The organism is Staphylococcus pasteuri (genome assembly GCF_030547725.1).
GTDB classification, from domain to species: Bacteria; Bacillota; Bacilli; order Staphylococcales; family Staphylococcaceae; genus Staphylococcus; species Staphylococcus pasteuri.
On the sequence record NZ_JAUOQO010000749.1, the window covers coordinates 1 to 246 of the forward strand.

General features: G+C 34.1%; 1 pseudogene. It reads right to left on the minus strand.

Features of this window, described 5'->3' with window-relative positions:
- Positions 1-246, minus strand: a pseudogene (locus Q4528_RS15370) (hypothetical protein); the annotation flags it as partial.

The following is a 246-nucleotide window of genomic DNA, read 5'->3' on the forward strand; positions in this document are numbered from 1 at the left end:
TTCATCAAAATTGGATTCTATAACTTTTTCATCCTCTTTTTTTACTTCATCTACCTTTACTTGTTCTTTTACCTCTTTTTTTTCATCAACAACCTGTGTTTCTTTTAGCTTGTCGGTGGGTGTTTCTTTTATTACAACTGGCTCTTCCTTTACTTCTACCTTACCAAGTGATGTTGCGCCTTCAATAAATTCCGTTTTTGGCTCAACTGGTTTTGGTGTTTTTCTTTTTGATTTTGACTCTTCTGC